The following is a 19,288-nucleotide window of genomic DNA, read 5'->3' as shown; positions in this document are numbered from 1 at the left end:
CCAAGCCGCCCGCAGACCATCATGCCTGGACGTGCCTGCCCAATCGCGTATCCCGATTGTTTCTTGCCCTCGCTTCGCTTCCCGCACTCGACACGCACAACCGGCGCCGCACCGATTCAATCCCCATAGCCACCGACAGCGGAGCGGCTTAGCTCAACGAATTTTTAGCGGAGCGGAAACGGCTTGTTCGCCGTGTCCCTAGTCAATTCATTGCGCCGCTTCCGCTCCGCTAAAAATCCTCTGGATTATTTCCCTGCCGCTGACTTGAGCTGAGGGCAGGGGGCGGGGCACACCGAGCCCGGCGAATACCCAGCGCTTTTCACATCACATCATTCACAAGGAGCACGCACATGCATGTATTTGTCACTGGCGGGACCGGCCATTCCGGTCCGTACATCATCTCCGACCTTATCGCTGCCGGCCATGAGGTCACCGGCGGTGTCCGCGCTCGGTGCCAAGGCGCGTCGCGGCAGCCTTGAGGATCTCAACGGGCTCAAGGAAGCGGCCGCGGCCGCTGACGGTGTCATCCACGTTGCCCACAGGCAGGACCTGCTTCCTACCGCCGGGATCAACGGCGTGGCCGCTGCGGAACTGGAGATCATGCTCGCATATGGCGAGGCCCTGGCGGGCACGGACAAGCCGCTGGTCACGTCGGGGAGCATTGGCTCGCCCGGCTGGGAAGGCCTGGGTCGGCCGGCCACCGAGGAGGATCAGCCCCTTCCCGGCGGCGATCCGTACAAGAATACCCTGCGGGTTCGTAACATCGTGGAAACCACGGTGATTGGCCTCGCTGAGAAGGGCGTCCGGTCTTCGGTCGTGCGCATTCCTGAGATCATGCACAGCACGACCGATAACGCCGGCTTCCTTCCGCTGCTGATCGGGCTCGCGAAGGAAAAGCGTGTTGTCGGCTACCCCGGCGACGGTCAGAACCGGTGGGCCGCCGTGCATGCTCATGACCTCGCGACCGTGTTCCGTCTGGCGCTCGAGAAGGGTCCCGCCGGGAGAAACTGGCACGCGGTTGCTGACGAAGCTTTCACGTACCGCGAGCTCGCTGAGGCGATTGGCAGCCGTCTGAACCTACCCGCCGTGCCCATTCCCGCGGACGAGCTCATGCTGCCCGGATTTTTCGGGTTCCTCGCGAATCTGGTCAAGCTGGACACCCCGGCGTCGAACGCCATCACACGCCAGACCCTTGGCTGGGAGCCTACTCGGCCCGGCCTGTTCGCCGATCTGGACAACGGCCATTACTTCCCTGCCGGCTGACGCCGCCGAGGGACCACCAACGGCACCGCAACTCTTAGGAGAATGAAGATGAGTACTATCAGCATCATCGGCGCAGGAACCATGGCCACGGCGATTGCCGGCCGTATTGCCGACGCCGGGCATACCGTCGAGGTAGTCAACCGCGACCCCGACAAGGCACAGGCGCTGGCCGACAAGCTCGCGGCCGGAGCGACGACAGGGACGTACGGCGCAGCGCCGGCGGGCGACATCGTCATCCTCGCCGTGCCGTACAGCAGTGCGGCGGCGGTGGTGGCCGACTTTGGGGAAGCGCTCGACGGCAAGGTGATCATTGACATCGCCAACCCCGTTGCCCCCGACCTTTCGGGCCTCGTCACCCCCCACGGCAGTTCTGGAGCGCAGGAGACCGCCAAAGGGCTCCCCGCTGGCGCGCATGTCGTGAAGGCATTCAACACCATCTTCGGTCACGTACTCGCCAAGGGTGGACGCCTCGACGCGTTCATGGCAGCCGACGACGCGGGGGCCAAGGCGCGCGTCTCGACCTTCCTCGAAAGTCTCGGTCTGCGCCCATTTGATGTTGGGGGTCTGAACATGGCCCAGACGCTAGAGGCGGCCGGCCTGATGATGATCGGCTTGGCCAAAAACGGCGCCGGCACCTGGAACTTCGCCCTGAACGTCGATCTCGTCTGAACGACCGACACCACGGCGTCGCCGGCAGGTCAAAAACACCAATGGGAGCAAGTCAGCAGACAGCGCCGACCACGAAAGGATTTGAGGTGTCTAGCGACGAGGAAGTCATTAGGAAGCTCTACGCCGCCTCGGATGAGCGAGCGACGGTCGTCAACAAGATTGCCTCCATGTTTTCTTGCGAAGGATACATGTGGGATATGGTCGCCGGCATGAAGTTCCGAGGGCAGGCTATTGGCGAGTCCATCGCTGGCTTCGCAAGGGCATTCCCCGACGTCCGCCGAGAGTTACTTAACGTCTACGTCGCGCAGAACGTCATCATTGTCGAACTCGCAACGCGGGGAACACATATAGGTGAGCTGCCGCTTCCCGCTGGTGCTCTAGCTCCTACGGGCAAGTCAATCGATGTCCCGTCTTGCGATGTCTTTCACCTCGGCGAGGGTGCGAAGATCACATCCTTCCATTGTTACAGGGAGGCTGCCGTAATGCAGCGGCAACTTGGCGTCGGCTGAGTCCCTGTCGCCAAGCTATCCGATGTGAGAAAAATGGAGACGTGCGATGAGCATCGAACACAATGTCCAGATAGTTAAGGACTTCTTTGCAGCAATGGGCCGCAGCGATAGGCAAGGTCTGCTGGCGCTGACTTCCGAAGATATCGAGTGGATCATTCCGGGCAAGGACTGGCCGCTGGCCGGCACCCACCGCCGACACGCGGGATTGGCGGATCTGCTTCAGAAGGCTTCCGAAATGGTGGAAACGTCATACCCCGCCCCTCCCGAATTCGTAGCCCAGGGCGACCGGGTTCTGGTCGTCGGCTTCGCGACGGGCAGAGTCAAAGCCACGAACAAGACGTTCGAAGACCACTGGGTCTTTGCCATCACCGTTCGAAATAGCAAAGTGACGAACATCCGGGAGTACATCGACACGCTTGCACTGGCGCGGGCCTCCGAACTGCCAGGCGAGCGCCAAGGTATCGATAGCGGCAATTGACCCGACGAACAAAATCATGGACTGAACGTCGCTTAGCTGCGTGCAGCGGACCTTCGAATGTCCGACTCCTTCGCAGGTCGACTGACCGGAACTGGCCGGGTCCTGCCTTGGGGGATCCGCAGGACACGACCCGTTCGAGTCAGTCCCGATTCGCAAAATCACCTCTCGGCGGAGTGGTAACGTCGTGTCGACAGAACCCCGCGTTTGTAAGGTCCCTGTGCAACACTTTGATGTCAACCACTCGTCGACGCAGGTGAACGCGATGGATGAGCCACATACTGTCACGACTACCCCCATTCTTTGCGCCGACTCGGCGGTGTGGTTTTCCGCCTATGGCTTCGGCTGGGGATACTGCGCTTTCGCGCTGCCGTTTGAAGTCGTTTGCGAAGAGCTTGGCGCTCGCAATGAGACTGTGCAACAGGTGCGACTCGCGTTCGAGTTGAACAAACGCCGAATTCTAAGGACCGTGCAGCAATATGGAGCAGCATCTGCAACAGGAGAGCGCATACCGCCGTTGGTCGCAGATCTTCAGCGCGGGACGCCCGAACTCGATTACTTTGGAGCATAAATGCCGACAGACCACGCTTGGCCGACCTCTGCCTGACGCGATCGGCCGCACGCGACCCCAACTCGGCCGTCCGGCGGTGTAAGGGCGCATGATCGCTCCTGGCCGAGCGGCGACTTCCTCTAAGACCTTTCCTTTCTGGCGAACTTCGGGGGACATCGAGGTCGGTTACCGGCCTGCGCCCAGTTCCTGCTGTCGCCGCACTCGCGCGTCCTCCTCAAAACGTGTCTCTTCGAGTTCCTGTAGCACGCCATCGAGGTCCACAGGTCGCGTGTCGACTTCGATGCGACCGGTCAGTTCGGCATCGACATGCAGCCGCCCTGCTTCGAAGAGCGCCCACATCTCCGTGCCATAACTCGCGGTGAGTATTTGCGGTGCAAACCGTCCGAAGTACGCGGCCAGGTTGTCGACGTCTCGCTTGAGCATCGAGGCGGCCTCGTTGTTGCCGGCTGCGTCGACGGCCTGTGGCAGATCAATGATCACTGGCCCGTCCGCTGCCAGCAGGATGTTGTATTCCGACAGATCGCCGTGAATCACCCCCGCGCAGAGCATGCGGACAACCTGGTTCAGCAGCAGCGCGTGCAGTTCGAGGGCGCGGGCTTCAGTCAGATCGACATCGTTGAGCCGTGGTGCGACGTCACCCACCTCGTCGATCACCAACTCCATCAGCAACACGCCGTCGGTGCAAATATAGGGTTGCGGCACGCGCACACCTGCATCGGCGAGCCGGAACAGCGCGTCGACTTCAGCGTTCTGCCAAGACGCTTCCTGCATCTGACGGCCGTAGCGCGTACCTTTTTCCATCGCCCGCGCCTGCCGGCTGTTCTTGACCTTGCGACCATCCCGATACGACGCGGCTTGCCGAAAACTGCGCTGCTTCGCGTCCTTATAGACCTTAGCGCAACGCGTCGAATCGCCGCTGCGCACGACGTAGACTGTTGCCTCCTTGCCGCTCATCAACTGGCCGATGACTTCGTCGATAAGTCCTTCTTCGAGAAGCGGTGCAAGTCGTTTGGGTATTTTCATGCGATCGTCGGCCGTGGATGGTCCGCTGAGGTATGCGCGACCAACAAACCGATGAATCGAGCCGCCGGTGCTCGCGGCCGTAAGCTTGCTGCGTGGGAGATGAATGGAGTCATGCCGGATTATAAGGGTGGCCGAGGACGAGCTGACGCAAATCTCCCGGCGACTGCGTAGATGGATCGTGCCGCACTTCCAGACCGCTTGCTTCTTGGCATGACGGGCGATACCCGACCCTTCCCGGTCATTCAACCCAGCGAGGAATGACCGGCAGCTTCCGGGGGCGTAACGGCCACCCATTTCTCCCCGGCTAAAAAAGCTGGCGCGTGGATATATGCGCTTCACGACGATGATTCTTCGCGCGCCTGGGCTCCGCGAGCGCGCCACCTTGAAACGCTGCAGCCGAACTCGCGGCTAAACCAGTGCGAAAAGGTACTGGAAGCTGAAAAGCCAAGCAGCGTGGCAACTTCCGAGAGCGGGCGTTCGCGATTTTCGATGTGGCGCGTGACCATGTCGACGCGCACCGCATTGAGAATCGACGAATAACTTTCGCCGTAGTCGGCCAGCTTGCGGTGAACGGTGCGCCGGTCGACGCCAAGGTGCATCGCAATCCGCTCGAGCGAGCAGACCCCTGCTGGCAGCAATGCTAAGACCAGCTTTCGCACCCTGTCAGGCATGGTCGTGCCCGACTGGACGAGCAAGGTATCGAGATATTGCCGCACCTGATGAGCCATCGCGGGGTCGTACGTCGGCAGCGACTGCTCGAGGTCGGAGGCGCGACAGACGATCCCATCGAAGTCCTGATTGAATTGCGCAGGCATGCCAAATACCCGCGCGCAGATCGCGAGACTGCGTGGCGCCGTGTGCATGAAGCAGATGCTGCGCGGGCGCCACGTCGCCCCCAGAAAGAGGGAGATGGTTCGGTAAAGCACGCCGACTGCCAGCTCGATGGCCTGGCGCCGCGTGCCGGCCGCCTGGATCTCCTCGCTGATGATCACGAGGCCTTCGGCTTCCTCGATGCGGATCATGAGCGCCTCATTCTGCAGGTGCAGATAGCGCACCATCGATTCGAGCGCCTTGCGCAAGGTTGGCTCTTCGCGCACCGCGAACGCGAGCGGCCCCAGGTCTGAAAGCTGGCGCGACTCCGCCATGCGCAGGCCCAGATCATCCACGTCGGCGGCCTCGGCTGACACCTCCAACAGGCGCACGACGCTATCCACGGGAATCTTCATGTCCGGGTCCAGCAAGGCATACCGGCTGATGCCCGCCTCCGCCAGTTCCTTGTACGGATCCAATCCTACTGAGCGTGCGGTCTCAATGTAGTTGGTCAGTGCGGTGCTGCGCAGCATGTACGCCATGGTGCTTTCCCGAGGTGTCTCAAAATCCCAAGAAAATGTCACAAAAAAGCAAACGGCATTCTAGCCGTTTTTCGATACTAGGTCCATGCCAGCCACTTGGCCCAACACATCTCTACCCAGGAGACAACCATGAACTTTATCGACGGATCGTTTTATCCCGAAAACCAGGAAAAACTTGTTATCACTGTCGCCCCTTATGGCCCTCAGTTTGAGGTCAGCGATTTCCCGGAAGACATCCCGGTCACTATGGAAGAGCAGATCCAGAAGGCAGTCGACTGCTACAACGCCGGTGCCACCGTGTTGCACCTGCATGTGCGCGAACTCGATGGCAAAGGCTCCAAGCGCTTATCCAAGTTCAATGAATTGATCGCCGGCGTGCGCGAGGCAGTGCCGGACATGATCATCCAGGTGGGTGGTTCCATTTCTTTTGCCCCCGAGACGGATGGCGATATCGCCAAGTGGCTCTCCGATGATACCCGCCACATGCTGGCCGAATTGACGCCCAGGCCGGACCAGGTGACCGTGGCCATCAATTCGAACCAGTTCAACATCATCGAGGCACTGTCCGAAGCTGATGTCGCGGGCACCTCGTTCGCCGACCCGGCGAAGCAGGTCGCTTACAGGGAAATGACCATCCCCGCCGGCCCGGCATTTCTCGAAGAGCACATCAAACGCCTCTCGGAAAACGGCATTCAGATCCAGTTTCAGCTGGGTAACATCAATTCCCTGGAAACGGTTGAGCGCATGATGCGCCGCGGTGTCTGCAACGTGCCGTTGATCCTGACCTGGATCCCGATTGGTGGCGGTGCGGACTCCATGACCCCGTACAACATGACGAACTTCCTTAACGCCGTGCCTGACGGTGCAGTGGTGACCTTCGAAGCTCAGATGAACAACGTGTTGCCGCTCAACATGATTGCCATCGCGCTCGGCCAGCATGTGCGTTGCGGGATTGAAGACACAATCTGGACGCCAGATCGTTCGCGCAAGATGACCAGCGTTGAGCAGGTCGAACAATTGGTGCGCATTGCCAGGGAATGCGGCCGTCCGGTCGCGAACGCCAGGGAGGCGCGAGAGATCTACAAGATCGGCACTTTCTACAAAGGTGCCGATGAAACGCTCGCCGCAAACGGTTTTGCGCCGAACCGCAAACCGGGCGAGAAGGGCTTCGCGCGGCAAGCCTGATTCTGAAAAGGTGGCCGGCGTGGAGCCGGCCGCCTGGTGCATCAGTGCCCATTCCACGCCGCATCCACTGAGTACCCTTTTCATGTGGCAGCCAGCGGGCATCAAGCCTTGCATTCACTGGCGACCGTGGCCGCCCGGCAGGACTTCATCGACTTCCAAAGTCGGCCATTTACCTTGTGAGTCCGTTTATGAGTACCCGGAACAAAGTCATCATCACCTGCGCTGTCACAGGTGCGATCCATACCCCGTCGATGTCGCCCTACCTGCCGGTGACGCCTGAAGAAATTGCCGATGCGGCAATCGGGGCTTGTGAAGCCGGCGCATCCATCATTCATCTTCACGCTCGGGATCCCCAAACGGGAAAACCTGATCAGCGCCCGGAAGCATTTGAACCCTTCCTCAAATCGATCCGCCAACGCAGCCCGGCCATCATCAATCTCACGACGGGTGGCTCGCCCTACATGACCGTTCAGGAGCGCATGCTTCCTGCCAAAGTTTTCAAACCGGAAATCGCGTCCATGAACATGGGAACGATGAACTTCGGCTTGTTCCCGATGTTGAACCGTTTCCAGGAATTCAAACACGAGTGGGAGCGGCCGTTCCTCGAAGGCAGCAAGGACCAGGTGTTCCGCAATACCTTTGGCGACCTGGAAACCGTGTTCGAGGAGCTCGGGCCCAACAACACACGCTATGAGTTCGAGTGTTACGACACCGCTCACCTCTACAACCTGGCGCACTTCGCACAGCGAGGTCTGATCAAGCCGCCATTCTTCATTCAGACCGTGTTCGGCATCCTGGGCGGTATCGGTACCCACCCCGACGATGTGATGCACATGAAGCGTACTGCCGACCGCCTGTTTGGCGACGCCTACCGTTGGTCTGTGCTGGGCGCTGGCGTAAGCCAGATGAAGATCGCGGCGATGGCAGCTTCCATGGGGGGGCATGTGCGCGTGGGACTGGAAGACAGCTTGTGGCTTGGCAAAGGTCAATTGGCCAGGACCAATGCGGAGCAAGTGACAAAAGTACGCCGGATTCTCGAAGGCCTGGGCCTCGAGGTGGCAACGCCCGCCGAAGCGCGCGACATCTTGCAACTCAAGGGTGCAGACCAGGTAGAGATCTGATACCCGCGTGCGCATCGTTGGATCTTCCGGGCGCGGGGTCTCGATGTCGTTGGTCAGGGCGGTGCTTCGCAGCATGCGAGGACATAGTGCTTACCCGAGGTGTCTCAAAAACGAAAAAAAATGTCACAAAAAAACAAAATAGGCTCTACCTGATCTTCGATACTACGTTCCATGTCATTCGACACCTTCGACGAGTCCAGCGTCCACACAGTAAGGATCACGCATGAATTTTCTGGACGATTCTGCGTGACAAATGCGGTAACGGGCCGCCCACTGCGGCGGGCCGGCATACATTGAGCACGGAAGCGCTTTCGACGTAAAAGCTTCCTCTCTGGAGACACTCATGAATTTACTCCCCGACACACAGCCGGACGGTGCTGGCGACGACTACCTTGTCGGTCGGACACATGCATGGTTCGCGTTCGCAATGACGTTTGCCCTGATGCTCTTCGATTACATCGACCGTCAGGTCATCGTGTCGCTGTTTCCGCACCTGAAACTCGCCTGGAACCTCTCGGACAAGCAGCTGGGCGCGCTGGTCTCGGTTATCTCGATCGTCGTCGCAGCAGGCAGCATTCCGGTGGCGCTGTGGGCGGACCGCTTCAGCCGCGTCAAGAGCGTCTTCGTGATGGCCGCGCTGTGGAGTCTTGCGTCGATTTCTTGCATGTTCACGCGCAACTATAGCCAGATGTTTGCCGCGCGCGCATTGGTTGGAGTAGGCGAGACCGGCTACGGTTCAGTTGGCGGCGCATTGATCGCGAGCCTCTTTCCGAAGCGGCTGCGCGCGACCCTGCTGGGCGCTTTCTTCGCAGCTGCCTCGATCGGCTCCGTGCTGGGTGTCGTGCTGGGCGGCGTCATTGCGGCACGCTGGGGATGGAGGTCGGCCTTTGGTGTCGTTGGCGTGCCGGGACTCGTGCTGGCCGTCCTGTACCTGTTGGTTCCGGATTACAAGACGGTCGCGCTTGCACCCAGCGCGGGGAATGCTCCGCAGACCGAGCAGAAGTTCTCGACGCAGGTCGTGAAAGCGCTGCGAAGCTCCCCGGCGATGTGGTGGACGTGCCTCGGCGCTGCCTTCCAGCTCATCGTGGTCTCCACGATCTGGGCCTGGCTGCCGAGCTATTTCGTTCGCTACCATGACGCCCGGCCAGAGCAGGCCGCCATTCAGGCGGCGGTAATCGTGCTGTGCGGCGCGGCGGGGTCGCTGGTGTGGGGATTCGTTGCCGATCGCCTTGCCTCACGCAAGCCCCGCAACAACCTGAATCTGATGATAGTCCTGCCCGTCGTGACCACGGTGGTCCTTGCCGCCGCTTTCGGCGGTGTGGTTCCGGCCAGCCGGGAATACGCGGTAATTGCGCTCGGAGGGTTTCTGATGACGTGCACGTTGGCACCGTCGGCGAGTGTCGTGCTCAGCGTGATCCATCCGGGTTTGCGTTCCACCGGGGCTGCGCTCCTCGCGCTGTTCCAGAACCTCTTTGGCCTCGCGGTGGGGCCGTTCGTGGCCGGTGTATTGTCCGATGCCTGGGGACTCAAGGGCGCGCTCGCCATCATGCCGGCGTTCGGGTTGGTCGCCATGGTGTGCTTCCTGTTTGCAAGGCGCACCTATGAAACGGAGGTGGCGGCTGTGACGGCGGCGGTTCATCTGGAAGCCGCGGCCGCGCCGGCCGGCGCGAAGTCGGCGCTCTCTGCTCAAGCTCCATATTGACGCCAGAATTGACCGCCAACATCCGCGAGCGCATCAAGATCGCGCTGTCGGCACGCGGCGAGAAGCAGCCGGGGCGGGCGCAGCAAGCGCTGCTCACCCCTCATCGGCCATTTATTTGACATCACGGAATACAGGAGCAGTACATGGCAAAGGCAATCCGCTTTTACGAAACCGGGAGCCCCGAAGTTCTGCGTTATGAGGATATCCAGGTCGGTGAGCCCGGGCCTGGGCAGGTGCGCCTGCGCCACGAGGCCGTCGGTCTGAATTTCGCGGACATCTACTTTCGCACCGGGTTGTATCCGGCGGCGCTGCCGTCGGGCATCGGCACCGAGGCCGCCGGTGTGGTCGAAGCGGTTGGCCCGGGTGTCACGAGCGTAGCCGTGGGCGATCGCGTGACCTATACGGGCGCCTACAACACGCTCGGCGCCTACACGACGGAGCGCATTATCGACGCCGCGCCGCTGATCAAGCTGCCGGATGCGATCAGTTGCGAGACGGCCGCTGGCATGACCATGCGAGGCTTCACCGCCTCGTATCTGATGCGCCGAATCTACGCGTTCAAGAACGGCGACACCGTCCTGCTGCACGCGGCGGCCGGTGGCGTGGGCCTGATCGTGTCGCAATGGGCAAAGCTGCTTGGACTGACCGTGATCGGCACGGTGTCGAGCGAGGCCAAGGCTGAAGTCGCGCGTGCGCATGGCTGCGACCACATCATCAACTACAGCCAGGAAGACGTGGCGAAGCGCGTGCGCGAGTTGACGGGTGGAGTTGGGGTGAACGTGGTTTTCGATAGCGTAGGCAAGGATACCTTCGAGGCCTCGCTCGACTCGCTCAAGCGCCGTGGCCTCCTGGTCTGCGTGGGGACGGCTTCGGGGCCGATCCCGCCGTTCAACCCGCACATCCTGGCGCTCAAGGGGTCACTCTTCGTGACGCGTCCGGCGCTGGCCGATTACATCGCTGATCCTGCGGAGCGCGCGGAACTCGCCGGCGAACTGTTTGGCCACGTGGCGGCCGGCCGCATCAAGATCGGGATCAACCAGCGCTATGCGCTCGAAGACGCCGTTCAGGCGCACCGCGATCTCGAATCCCGCAAGACGACCGCTTCTTCCGTCTTTGTGATCTGAAGTTATCAGGAATGCCAATATCATGCGCATCGAACAACTGACTCACGCTGTCGGCGCGGAGCTCACAGGCGTCAATCTGGCCGACGCTGTCCACGACGACGGATTGTTTGTCGAGATTCGCGCCGCTCTTTTGCAGCACCGCGTGCTGTTTCTGCGCGACCAGGAGCTCAGCCGTGCAGAGCACGTCGCGTTCGCGCGGCGCTTCGGCGAACTCGAAGACCATCCCGTCGCCGGGAGTGACCCCGACCACCCGGGTCTCGTGAGAATCTACCGCACGCCGGAACAGCCGAACGACCGCTACGAGAATGCGTGGCACTCCGACGCTACCTGGCGCGAAGCTCCACAGTTCGGCGCCGTGCTGCGATGCGTGGAGTGCCCGCCGGTGGGCGGCGACACCATGTGGGCAAACATGGTGCTCGCCTACGAAACGCTCCCCGCGCATGTGAAGACCGAAATCGCTGACCTGGTCGCCCGCCACAGCATCGAAGCGACATTCGGCGCGAACATGCCCATCGAGAAGCGGCTCGCGCTCAAGGCGCAATACCCGGATGCGGAGCACCCGGTGGTGCGCACGCACCCGGAAACCGGCGAAAAGGTCCTCTACGTCAACGTCTTCACGACGCACTTCACCAACTTCCACACGCCGGAGCGGGTGCGCTACGGTCAGGACGCCAACCCCGGAGCCGCGGATCTGTTGCGTTACCTGATCAGCCAGGCATATATCCCCGAGTACCAGGTGCGCTGGCGCTGGAAGCCCAACAGCGTGGCGATCTGGGACAACACCGCGACCCAGCACTATGCGGTGATGGACTACCCCCCGAGCCACCGCAAGATGGAGCGAGCCGGGATCATTGGCAGCAAGCCTTATTGATTGCAGGCATACCTTGCAGATAGCCCGGCGGGCGTCAACACCCGGCGCCCGCCCAACTTCCAGTCAGAAAGCATCAGTCATGTCACGTCAGATCCCGGTCGCATCAGTCGACGAACTCAGCCCTGGGCGGCGCAAGCTCGCCTTTGTCGACGGCCGCAGCGTTGTCCTCTTCAATATCGAGGGGAACGTCATCGCCATTGAGAACTCGTGCCCGCATCACGGGGCGTCGCTCGCCAATGGCCAGCTCGACGGACATGTTCTGCGCTGCCCGGCGCATGGACTGCGTTTCGATCTACGCGCCTGCGCCGAACCGGATGCTCCGGGCTTATGTCCCGTGCGTCTGCAGATACTGGAGCGCGATGGGAAGTTCGCGCTACTAATCTAGTGTCCGGGCAAGTCTGAAAAAGACGAGACCGGTTCTAACCACAGAGAAGGCAGGACAAGCGACGTGGACGGTAGCCCACGCTGCGGCTCCTGATCGTCTCGCACAGAACGGAAATATAGCCTCCAGAGGAGGAGACACAATGCGCGCAAACGAAACGCTAATTACGCCGACGCCATCGGCCTATTCGTACCCGCTCCTGGTCAAGCAGCTGCTGCTCAACTCGCTGAGCCTGTACGCAGACCAGGAAGTCGTCTATCGAGCTGAGCAGCGATACCGCTTTCGCGATTTCCATCAACGGATCGGTCGGCTCGCGAACGCCCTGAGTTCACTGGGCGTTTGCCACGGCACGACAGTCGCGGTCATGGACTGGGACAGCCATCGCTACCTGGAGAGCTACTGTGGCATTCCGATGATGGGCGCGACGCTGTTCACGGTAAACGTCCGCCTGTCGCAACAGCAGATCCTTTACACGCTGAACGATGCGCGGGCCGAAGTCGTGCTGGTTCATGCCGATTTCGTTCCGGTGCTCGAGCAAATCCGCACGGAACTGACTTCGGTTCGCCACGTGGTGGTGCTCGCTGACGGCGAGCCAATGCCGGACACACGCATGCTGCTGGCCGGAGAGTACGAGGAACTGCTGGCAGAGGCACAGCCCGGATTCGAGTTTCGCGACTTCGACGAAAACACCCGGGCAGCCATGTTCTATACGACCGGCACCACCGGCGACCCAAAGGGCGTGACATACAGCCATCGCAACATCGTGATGCACGCCATGGCGACCGCCATGAGTCTGTGCGCGCCGCGTGAGGGCCAGAGGCTGCACCGCGAAGACGTCTACATGCCGATCACGCCTATGTTCCATGTGATGGCATGGGGCATGCCCTACATCGCCGTGATGCTCGGACTCAAGACGGTTCTGCCCGGGCGCTACGTTGCGGAGCGGCTGCTGGCGCTGCGCGAGAAGGAGCAGGTTACGTTCTCCCATTGCGTGCCGACAGTCCTGCAGATGCTGCTGCAGGCTGCACGCAGCGCTGGCAAGAGTTTGTCGGGATGGAAGCTCATCATCGGCGGGTCGGCGTTTTCGCCGGCGCTTTGCGACGCTGCCATGGAGCTTGGGGCAGATGTGTTCTCCGGTTACGGCATGTCGGAGACTGGGCCGATCGTGGCACTCGCGCAGTTGCCGCCTGGGTACAAGCCGGCGAGCCGCGAAGAGGAGGTGCGCCTGCGCTGCTCCACCGGACGCCCGGTGGCCATGGCCGATTTCCGGGTGGTCGACGCGAGCATGAAGGACGTGCCGCGTGACGGGAAGTCCCACGGCGAGATCGTACTGCGTGCGCCGTTTCTGACGATGAGTTATGCCAACAAACCCGAGGCGTCGGAGCAGCTGTGGGCCGGCGGTTACCTCCATACACAGGACATTGCGGTGACGGGTCCGGACGGCTTCGTGCAGATCGTCGACCGGATGAAGGACGTCATCAAGACCGGCGGCGAATGGGTCTCGTCGATCGAGCTGGAGCGACTGATTGCTGAGGTAGTGGGGGTGCAGGAGTGCGCGGTGGTGGGCGTGGCGGACGAGAAGTGGGGAGAACGCCCCGTGGTGCTCGTCGTACGCCGACCTGACGCCGGCGTCACCTCCCAGAGTGTTCGGGACCATTTGATGACCCACGCACAGGCGAACCGGATCAGCCGTTATGCGGTGCCTGAAGCGGAGCGCATTGCCTTTGTCGAGGAAATCCCCAAGACGAGCGTCGGCAAGATCGACAAAAAGCGCATCCGCGAATGGATCGCCTGAACACCGGATTTCACACAACGCTGGGCGACATCGGATCGCTACGCATAACTAAACCAAACGGAGACAACATGAAAGTCAAACTCACCGCTGCCGCGGGATTGGCAATGCTCGCCAGTACGGCATACGCACAATCGACCGTCACGCTCTATGGCGCGCTCGACTCTGGTCTGCTCTACCAGAGCACGTCGGCGTCATACTCGGCGGCACCGTTTTTGCCGAACACCAAACTGAACGGCAACGCGGGCCATGTGGTTCAGCTCAAGGACGGTGGCATTTACTCGAGCATCTTCGGGATGAAGGGCTCGGAAGACCTGGGCGGCGGATACGCAGCCAACTTCAAGCTTCAGGGAGCGTTCAACAGCTCCAACGGCCAGCCGGGCAAGTCCGGTACGCCGACTGCAAGCTCGATTTTCACCCAGGTCACAACCGTCGGTGTGTCGGGCCCGTTCGGCAAGATCGACTTCGGCCGCCAGTTCGCGCCGATGGCCTACGCGATGGCCGAAACGGACGTACGTGGTGCGCAATACTTCGGCAGCGTCCTGACCGCCTGGCTGACCATGAACACGATGTCGGGCTGGACCGGAAGCAACTCGAACGCCCAGATTGGCGCGCTGTATGACGACAATGCGATCGTCTACAACTCGCCGTCATTCTACGGTGTGTCCGCAGCGCTCGAGTTCGCGCCCGGCGGCGTGGCAGGGCAGGCCCAGGGAGGCACGCGCGAGTCCGCGGTGCTCAAGTATTCAGGCTTTGGTCTAAACGCAGATGCCGTCTACTACAACGGGCACGATGCCAATCCGTTCCCATATGCCGCCGCCGGTAACCCTGCGACTGCCCAGACCGGTATCCCGCCGACTGGACAGAACAACAACCGCTTCGTCTACTTCGGCGCGAAATACACGTGGCACGATATCTCGGTCTCCGGTTCGTTCAGCAACGGTCGCAATCCGGCCAACTCGAATGGCGTTCCGAAGGCATTTGTTGTCTCAGGTGATTTCGACATGTGGACGGGCGGCATTGGCTACCGTTTCTCCCCGGCGCTTAACTTCACCTCGGGTGTGTACTACCTGAAGGACAACAAGAACAGCGCGAACCACTCTACCGCCTACGCTATCGGCGGCGACTACAGCATCTCGAAGCGCACGCTGGTTTATGCCCAGGCCGGCTACGTGGCCAACCGCGGGCAGATGAATCAGGAACTCATTTATGGGACGCCTGTAGCCCCGGGCCGCAACACCACGGCCGTCAACATCGGCCTGCGCCATACCTTCTAACTCAGGTCTGGGATTGGGACAGTTTCGCACTGGCTCGTCCTGGCACATTCTGCCGATCAATCAGAAGCAGCAACCAAAGGAGTATGTAATGAACACGACTATCAGGACCCTCAGCCTGGCGCTCTGCACACTGCTCGCCGCGACGTCCCTGCACGTGTCTGCCCAAACCGCAGCCAGCGCGCCTGGCACCAATTCCGCTGCGGCGTCTGGCGCGGAGGCACCCGCCACGCCGAGCAACACAAAACTGCGCCGCGCGGTGTACACCGCGATCGCGAAGCACAAGGAAATCCACGGCGGCAGTATCGGTGTTACCGCCAAAAATGGAGCGGTCACGCTAAATGGCTCGGTCACGGATGCCGCGCAGGTCGATAAGGTCGCCGAGATCGCGAAGGCTGTGCCTGGCGTGACCTCGGTGACAAACAAGCTGACGGTCCAGAAGCCCCTGGGCGGTATGTAAGCATGAACGGCACGCCGGAGGTACGGTAGCCCACCGGCGGCCATAGTGGGAGCCAGACAATGGAAACGATGCTGCGCTCGGTCTCGATGAGCGGCTATTTCGACGTGGCGCTGCGGGTTGGTCTGAACACGGTCGAACTCGCACACGAAGCGGGTCTCGACGCCGCGGCGCTCGCGAACCCGGACGAGCGCATTCCGGCCGCTGCGGCCTGCCTGTTGCTGGAGCGCTCGGCGCAAAAGGCGTCGTGCCCGACTTTCGCGCTGCAAATGGCCGCTACCCGGCGCAAGTTCGGTACCGGAGTGGTCAACGTGCTGCTCGTGCACAAGCGCACGCTGCGCGAAGTATTGCTCGCCGGTGCCGAATACGGCCATCTGCTCAATGAAGCGCTCGCGGTGCATATCGAGGACACGGGCACAACGGTCACGATCCGCGAGGAACTGGTCGTTGATACGGGCATCCCCACGAACCAGGCCATCGAACTTGCGGTAGGCGTCCTAGCGCGCCATTCCACTGCTCTGCTCGGCGAGCACTGGAAACCTCGTGCTGTGCATTTTATTCATCAAGCGCCACCCAGTCTCGCGTTTCACCGACGCTTCTTCGGCTGCCCGCTGGAGTTCGGCAGCGACTTCAACGGCCTCGTGTGCGCGACGGCTGATCTCGACCATACGAACCCTGCTGCTGACCCCGAACTCGCGCGCTATGCGAAAGACCTTGCCGAGTCGCTGAATGTGACGGGTGCCGGTTCAATCGTGCTCGAAGTGCGCAAGGCCCTCTACCTGTTGCTGCCGCTAGGGCAGGCCACCGTCGAGCAGGTTGCTGCACGTTTGCACCGGAGCGTTCGCACCATGCAGCGACAGCTCGAGCTTGCCAATACCAGCTTTTCGCGCTTGACGGAGGGAGTCCGGTACGAACTCGCCGTACGCTTCATGAGCAACTCGCGCTATCCGATCGGACGAGTGTCGGGACTGGTGGGATATGCGCACCAGGGGCCCTTCACGAACTGGTTCGTCGGACGTTTCGGCATGACGCCGCGCGCCTGGCGCAATAATCACAGAAGGTGGCTGTGCTGATTGGCCTTTAGCTTGTAGGCGACTGAAACCAAGAGTCGGTTATCGGGTTGGTGCCGCCATTCGAATGTCTCCACTGAGCCAGCGGCCAGTGTCCCCTTGTGGCCGAATGCCGCCTGACGCGGTCGGCCCAACCGACCCGTTGCCGCTAGTCGAGCCGTCAGAGTTGCATCGACCCTCCGCAGAGTCGAGCAGGCGCTCGATATGGCCGTTCACGGACAAGAATTCGGCATATATATGTGACCCGCTGCTTACTCCCGTCCGCCCGTATCGGCAGATTGGCCGCCGTGCGTCTTGAGCGTGCCAGTGGGTGCATTGGTGAGCAAATAAAGCATGGCTTCCAATCCAAGCACGTAGCTGTGAACTCCAAGACCGAAGATCACGCCATCCGCGATTTTCGCGATCAAACATTTGATTTCCCGTGCTTCGACATTCGTCATGTGTACTTCCACATAGGGTAGCGCTGCACCCTTGATGCAATCGCGCAGCGCATATCCCGCATAGTTGAAGCCCGCGGGATTCATGACGAGGCCGTCGACACCATCTTCAACGGCTCGATAGATGCGATTGATCGCTTCTCCTTCGACGTTGGTGTAGAAGATCTCCAGTTCGTAACCTTTCGAGCGCGCATGCTGGTGCAGCATGCCGTCAAGCTCGCTCGCCGTCGTCTTGCCGTATATCTCCGGTTCACGCTTGCCCAGGTGAATCATGTTAGCGCCCTGAATCAGCAGAATTCGCCACATGGTGACCGTTCCTTCTCTCATTCGGTAGACGCGATGGGCCCTTCAAACATTCGCTGGCAAACGGGAAGTGCATGCCCCAAATCGCCGATCCGATTCGTTCGCAGAACCACTATGTCGCGCGCCGGCTCCCGGAGGGAGCGGGGCGCGGCGCATTTGATGACATTGCCTCACCGTAAGTCCCGGGACCAGTCTAACGGTTCAGGACGTCCGCTCTAACCGACTCCGCAACGAGCCTGACCTCTTCGATGAGTTCGCTGGCGACGCCCAACTCCTGGAGTGCCATCGAAAGGTTTTCCATCACGGCGTCGAAATGATCGTCGTTCAGCCCGAGAGCGCGCGGATTCCCGTGGGCGGCGCGCAGCGTGCGCCCGTCATAAGCAGGCACGCCACCGAAGGCATACGCCAGAAAGGACTTCTGATGCCGCCGCAGCCGCGGCATATCGACTCCGCGAAAAAAGTGATTGATGCGGGTGTCCTCGAGAACGTTCTCGTAGAACTTGTCCACCGCGACATCGAGCGCTGGCGCGCCGCCCAATCTTTCATACAGGCTGGTCATGGCATTTTCCTCACGTTCAATAATCCGATCGGGTGATCAAGCCCGCGCTTTCCGGGAGCTGTGGCATTAATTCGGCGGACCGGGCAGCGGCAGGGTCGACGGCGAGGACCGATGTCGTCGAGCCGCTCGAGTCGTCAATGACCTCGGCGCCCGTCACGATCTTGCACTGCTGCAGCGCTCCTTCCGAGGTGTTGATGGCGCGCAGCACCGGCCGCGCGAGGGCTAGCCCGCTGGCGAGCGGATGAAAATCCAGCATGCTCGCCACGCCGGGTGTCAGCATGAACTCCTGCTGCAGGGGCACGCCGTAGCCATTCGTGAGCGTCTGCCCGTTCGCGTCGACAAAGCTCAGCTCGACCCGGCAGGGGTCCTGGGGTAGATGGTTAGCCACGCTCACCGCGCTAAAGCGCGCCGTGCCGTGTGGCTCGACACGACCCCGAGGATGCCGATCGACGCGTCACTCCCGCACGCAGTCCGGGTGCCACACGGATCCGGAGGCTCCGCGACTGCCGTCACGCCGCTTGCCGTGTCGTAAATTACGTGGCTCGCAACCATCACCCGGTAATCTGGGAAAAAGCGCTGGCTTGTGGACAGATTTAGGCTAGATCAGGGTCATGGATAACTCAACCCTCGCAGCGGAAAATGGCGTTTTCCACGTGTGCAATGGCGCTGCGGCATGGCGATGTCAATGGCGTGACGTCCTACCGACTCCAGTTCAGTTTCTCGTGACGGTCCGTGTCCTTTTGAATTGCGAATTTAATTTCACCTTTTCGGTGCACTGCGTGCTTCCCGGTCCGGACAGTGTTGCCTTCGGATTTCAAACAGGTGAGGCATACCTCAAGTCGCTAAGTCATGCTCGTCTTCTAGGTGCTGCCGACAACGTTTTCTTGCCGGGATTCCTTTCGTATGCGATCCACGAACGACGCCCTTCAGAGTATGGTAGCGGAGCGCGTGAGGTGTGATAGTGATGCGGGTCAGCGGAGGTCCGCCGGCATTTTCCAGGGAAGCAACGCGTCGTAGTCGTCGACGGTTTTCGCCAGAGGCAGGTGTTGGAACAGCCAGGTGAGGTACCGGTAGGGATCGATGCTGTTTGCCTTGCAGGTCTCGACGAGCGTATAGAGATTGGCGCTCGCGTTCGCGCCTTCGACGGTG

The 19,288-nt window shown here is 61.1% G+C and carries 20 protein-coding genes and 1 pseudogene; 15 read left to right on the top strand and 6 right to left on the bottom strand.

The genetic code is table 11. From position 1 onward, the window contains the following. Positions 1-350: 350 nt before the first annotated feature. From M3I54_RS39825 to M3I54_RS39805, 5 genes and pseudogenes are all read left to right on the top strand, one after another. Positions 351-1,263 (top strand): annotated as a pseudogene (locus M3I54_RS39825) (SDR family oxidoreductase). Between the two features lie 42 nt (positions 1,264-1,305). Then, positions 1,306-1,932 carry an NADPH-dependent F420 reductase gene (locus tag M3I54_RS39820; protein ID WP_266233741.1) on the top strand — a complete coding sequence of 209 codons (627 nt, stop codon included), beginning with the start codon at positions 1,306-1,308 and terminating at the stop codon, positions 1,930-1,932. Positions 1,933-2,018: 86 nt separating this feature from the next. Next, a complete protein-coding gene (locus tag M3I54_RS39815) occupies positions 2,019-2,441 on the top strand; it encodes a nuclear transport factor 2 family protein (protein WP_254345573.1) in 423 nt (140 codons plus the stop codon). A gap of 46 nt (positions 2,442-2,487) precedes the next feature. Then, entirely contained in the window at positions 2,488-2,919 is a 432-nt protein-coding gene (locus M3I54_RS39810) for a nuclear transport factor 2 family protein (RefSeq protein WP_254345572.1), read from the top strand. Positions 2,920-3,181: 262 nt separating this feature from the next. Next, complete coding sequence (locus M3I54_RS39805; protein ID WP_254345571.1) at positions 3,182-3,487, top strand: hypothetical protein; 306 nt, start codon at positions 3,182-3,184, stop codon at positions 3,485-3,487. 165 nt (positions 3,488-3,652) lie between these two features. Here M3I54_RS39805 and M3I54_RS39800 read toward each other — a convergent pair whose 3' ends face one another. Both M3I54_RS39800 and M3I54_RS39795 read right to left on the bottom strand, forming a co-directional pair. Continuing rightward, positions 3,653-4,510 (bottom strand): PA4780 family RIO1-like protein kinase, encoded by an 858-nt coding sequence (locus tag M3I54_RS39800; protein WP_254345575.1) that lies wholly within the window; start codon positions 4,508-4,510, stop codon positions 3,653-3,655. A gap of 335 nt (positions 4,511-4,845) precedes the next feature. Continuing rightward, positions 4,846-5,862: an AraC family transcriptional regulator gene (locus M3I54_RS39795; protein ID WP_254345570.1), complete on the bottom strand. Its 1,017-nt coding sequence runs from the start codon at positions 5,860-5,862 to the stop codon at positions 4,846-4,848. Between the two features lie 129 nt (positions 5,863-5,991). Between M3I54_RS39795 and M3I54_RS39790 the strand changes: the two genes are divergently transcribed. The 10 genes from M3I54_RS39790 (at position 5,992) to M3I54_RS39745 (ending at position 16,843) form a co-directional block, all read left to right on the top strand. After that, on the top strand, positions 5,992-7,047 hold the full coding sequence (locus tag M3I54_RS39790) for a 3-keto-5-aminohexanoate cleavage protein (RefSeq protein ID WP_254345569.1): 1,056 nt from the start codon (positions 5,992-5,994) through the stop codon (positions 7,045-7,047). 188 nt (positions 7,048-7,235) lie between these two features. Beyond that, on the top strand, positions 7,236-8,168 hold the full coding sequence (locus M3I54_RS39785) for a 3-keto-5-aminohexanoate cleavage protein (protein ID WP_254345568.1): 933 nt from the start codon (positions 7,236-7,238) through the stop codon (positions 8,166-8,168). Positions 8,169-8,511: 343 nt separating this feature from the next. Next, positions 8,512-9,870 carry an MFS transporter gene (locus M3I54_RS39780; protein ID WP_254345567.1) on the top strand — a complete coding sequence of 453 codons (1,359 nt, stop codon included), beginning with the start codon at positions 8,512-8,514 and terminating at the stop codon, positions 9,868-9,870. 143 nt (positions 9,871-10,013) lie between these two features. Next, complete coding sequence (locus M3I54_RS39775; protein ID WP_254345566.1) at positions 10,014-10,994, top strand: quinone oxidoreductase; 981 nt, start codon at positions 10,014-10,016, stop codon at positions 10,992-10,994. Positions 10,995-11,016: 22 nt separating this feature from the next. Further along, entirely contained in the window at positions 11,017-11,865 is an 849-nt protein-coding gene (locus M3I54_RS39770; protein WP_254345565.1) for a TauD/TfdA family dioxygenase, read from the top strand. 79 nt (positions 11,866-11,944) lie between these two features. Continuing rightward, positions 11,945-12,250: a Rieske 2Fe-2S domain-containing protein gene (locus M3I54_RS39765; protein ID WP_254345564.1), complete on the top strand. Its 306-nt coding sequence runs from the start codon at positions 11,945-11,947 to the stop codon at positions 12,248-12,250. A gap of 139 nt (positions 12,251-12,389) precedes the next feature. Next, on the top strand, positions 12,390-14,042 hold the full coding sequence (locus M3I54_RS39760; protein ID WP_254345563.1) for a fatty acid--CoA ligase: 1,653 nt from the start codon (positions 12,390-12,392) through the stop codon (positions 14,040-14,042). A 68-nt stretch (positions 14,043-14,110) separates the two neighbouring features. Then, on the top strand, positions 14,111-15,316 hold the full coding sequence (locus M3I54_RS39755) for a porin (protein ID WP_254345562.1): 1,206 nt from the start codon (positions 14,111-14,113) through the stop codon (positions 15,314-15,316). 88 nt (positions 15,317-15,404) lie between these two features. Further along, complete coding sequence (locus tag M3I54_RS39750; RefSeq protein WP_254345561.1) at positions 15,405-15,773, top strand: BON domain-containing protein; 369 nt, start codon at positions 15,405-15,407, stop codon at positions 15,771-15,773. 59 nt (positions 15,774-15,832) lie between these two features. Continuing rightward, on the top strand, positions 15,833-16,843 hold the full coding sequence (locus M3I54_RS39745) for an AraC family transcriptional regulator (RefSeq protein ID WP_254345560.1): 1,011 nt from the start codon (positions 15,833-15,835) through the stop codon (positions 16,841-16,843). A 248-nt stretch (positions 16,844-17,091) separates the two neighbouring features. Here M3I54_RS39745 and M3I54_RS39740 read toward each other — a convergent pair whose 3' ends face one another. The 4 genes from M3I54_RS39740 to M3I54_RS39725 form a co-directional block, all read right to left on the bottom strand. Continuing rightward, positions 17,092-17,604, bottom strand: a complete 513-nt coding sequence (locus M3I54_RS39740) for a type II 3-dehydroquinate dehydratase (RefSeq protein WP_254345559.1) — start codon at positions 17,602-17,604, stop codon at positions 17,092-17,094. A gap of 169 nt (positions 17,605-17,773) precedes the next feature. Next, complete coding sequence (locus tag M3I54_RS39735) at positions 17,774-18,139, bottom strand: group 1 truncated hemoglobin (RefSeq protein WP_254345558.1); 366 nt, start codon at positions 18,137-18,139, stop codon at positions 17,774-17,776. Positions 18,140-18,155: 16 nt separating this feature from the next. Continuing rightward, the gene (locus tag M3I54_RS39730) at positions 18,156-18,527 is read right to left on the bottom strand and encodes a hypothetical protein (RefSeq protein ID WP_254345557.1); all 372 of its coding nucleotides are present in this window, start codon (positions 18,525-18,527) and stop codon (positions 18,156-18,158) included. Between the two features lie 583 nt (positions 18,528-19,110). Then, positions 19,111-19,288, bottom strand: a 178-nt coding sequence (locus tag M3I54_RS39725; protein WP_254343812.1) for a transposase domain-containing protein, incomplete at its 5' end; no start/stop codon positions are given.

Source organism: Paraburkholderia sp. CNPSo 3274, assembly GCF_024206475.1.
Classification (GTDB): Bacteria; Pseudomonadota; Gammaproteobacteria; order Burkholderiales; family Burkholderiaceae; genus Paraburkholderia.
The sequence above is the reverse complement of the archived record's forward strand: the minus strand, read 5'-3'. Positions and strand labels throughout refer to the sequence as shown.

Coding starts and splice junctions, on each gene's coding strand:
- M3I54_RS39740 (WP_254345559.1), bottom strand. CDS start 17,604: ATGAGAGAAGGAACGGTCACCATGTGGCGAATTCTGCTGATTCAGGGC.
- M3I54_RS39735 (WP_254345558.1), bottom strand. CDS start 18,139: ATGACCAGCCTGTATGAAAGATTGGGCGGCGCGCCAGCGCTCGATGTC.
- M3I54_RS39775 (WP_254345566.1), top strand. CDS start 10,014: ATGGCAAAGGCAATCCGCTTTTACGAAACCGGGAGCCCCGAAGTTCTG.
- M3I54_RS39805 (WP_254345571.1), top strand. CDS start 3,182: ATGGATGAGCCACATACTGTCACGACTACCCCCATTCTTTGCGCCGAC.
- M3I54_RS39780 (WP_254345567.1), top strand. CDS start 8,512: ATGAATTTACTCCCCGACACACAGCCGGACGGTGCTGGCGACGACTAC.
- M3I54_RS39800 (WP_254345575.1), bottom strand. CDS start 4,510: ATGAAAATACCCAAACGACTTGCACCGCTTCTCGAAGAAGGACTTATC.
- M3I54_RS39790 (WP_254345569.1), top strand. CDS start 5,992: ATGAACTTTATCGACGGATCGTTTTATCCCGAAAACCAGGAAAAACTT.
- M3I54_RS39755 (WP_254345562.1), top strand. CDS start 14,111: ATGAAAGTCAAACTCACCGCTGCCGCGGGATTGGCAATGCTCGCCAGT.
- M3I54_RS39745 (WP_254345560.1), top strand. CDS start 15,833: ATGGAAACGATGCTGCGCTCGGTCTCGATGAGCGGCTATTTCGACGTG.
- M3I54_RS39750 (WP_254345561.1), top strand. CDS start 15,405: ATGAACACGACTATCAGGACCCTCAGCCTGGCGCTCTGCACACTGCTC.
- M3I54_RS39795 (WP_254345570.1), bottom strand. CDS start 5,862: ATGGCGTACATGCTGCGCAGCACCGCACTGACCAACTACATTGAGACC.
- M3I54_RS39785 (WP_254345568.1), top strand. CDS start 7,236: ATGAGTACCCGGAACAAAGTCATCATCACCTGCGCTGTCACAGGTGCG.
- M3I54_RS39770 (WP_254345565.1), top strand. CDS start 11,017: ATGCGCATCGAACAACTGACTCACGCTGTCGGCGCGGAGCTCACAGGC.
- M3I54_RS39760 (WP_254345563.1), top strand. CDS start 12,390: ATGCGCGCAAACGAAACGCTAATTACGCCGACGCCATCGGCCTATTCG.
- M3I54_RS39765 (WP_254345564.1), top strand. CDS start 11,945: ATGTCACGTCAGATCCCGGTCGCATCAGTCGACGAACTCAGCCCTGGG.
- M3I54_RS39820 (WP_266233741.1), top strand. CDS start 1,306: ATGAAGATGAGTACTATCAGCATCATCGGCGCAGGAACCATGGCCACG.
- M3I54_RS39810 (WP_254345572.1), top strand. CDS start 2,488: ATGAGCATCGAACACAATGTCCAGATAGTTAAGGACTTCTTTGCAGCA.